The sequence below is a fragment of the Virgibacillus sp. M23 genome (assembly GCF_034190895.1).
GTDB classification, from domain to species: domain Bacteria; phylum Bacillota; class Bacilli; order Bacillales; family Amphibacillaceae; genus Virgibacillus; species Virgibacillus salarius.
The window spans coordinates 1-405 of sequence record NZ_JAWDHA010000348.1 but is presented as its reverse complement, the minus strand read 5'-3'; the positions used below and the strand labels follow the sequence as shown (position 1 = coordinate 405).

Annotated in this window: 2 pseudogenes; both read left to right on the top strand. The window is 44.0% G+C overall.

Going from position 1 to position 405, the window contains the following annotated elements:
* A pseudogene (locus RVS70_RS22920) lies at nt 1-142 on the top strand (pseudouridine synthase); the annotation flags it as partial.
* Between the two features lie 94 nt (nt 143-236).
* A pseudogene (resA, locus tag RVS70_RS22915) lies at nt 237-405 on the top strand (thiol-disulfide oxidoreductase ResA); the annotation flags it as partial.

Here is a 405-nt window from a genome sequence, read left to right as displayed (position 1 = left end):
ACATGAGGTAATCAAGCTGAAGCGTGAGGAATACGCGTTTTTAAACCTGCGAGGCCTGCACACGGGAGATGCCAGAGAACTTACGCCTCATGAAGTAAAAAGACTCAGAGCACTGGCGGAGCACGGTAAAAACGCTTTCTAAATTTCACATAAACTTCAAAAAGTAAGAAATGTGAAATGAACTTGCAATGATATAATTGAATGGATCTGCAATAGGGGGAAGGGGGCAGTGGACAATGAAGAAAAAAAGGCGATTATTCATTCGGACCGGCATCCTTCTCGTTTTAATCTGCGCACTTGGCTATACCATTTACAACGCTGTATTTGCCGATAAAGAGAGTATATCCGAAGGGTCCGACGCACCGAATTTTGTCCTTGAGGATACGAATGGGAAACGTATCGAGC